The sequence below is a fragment of the Vibrio sp. T20 genome, from assembly GCF_007858795.1.
Classification (GTDB): domain Bacteria; phylum Pseudomonadota; class Gammaproteobacteria; order Enterobacterales; family Vibrionaceae; genus Vibrio; species Vibrio satsumensis.
On sequence record NZ_VFEB01000041.1, the window covers coordinates 1 to 275 of the forward strand.

1 protein-coding gene is annotated in these 275 nt (G+C 45.8%); it reads right to left on the reverse strand.

All coding sequences use genetic code 11. From position 1 onward, the window contains the following. The coding region (locus tag FTW16_RS01910; RefSeq protein ID WP_186728006.1) for an IS3 family transposase at positions 1 to 275 on the reverse strand (275 nt) is incomplete at both ends.

Consider the following 275-nt stretch of genomic DNA (forward strand, 5'->3'; position numbering starts at 1 on the left):
ATCAGTACAGCGCACCTGAGTGATATCTGACACCCAAACTCGATCGGGTTTATCCACCTTAAATTGACGGGCAAGAATGTTATAGGCAGGTATAAGCGTATTTTGTCTTGGCGCTCGTCCATATCGCTTCTTGCTCGCGCAAGAGCGATAGCCCATATTCTGCAAAAGCCTCTGTACTCGCTTTTTATTACAAATAAAGCCGTTAGCGACTGCTGCTTCCCAAAGCTTTCGATAGCCTGGAATACAATACTGAGCTTCGCTTTCTCTCCTCAAGT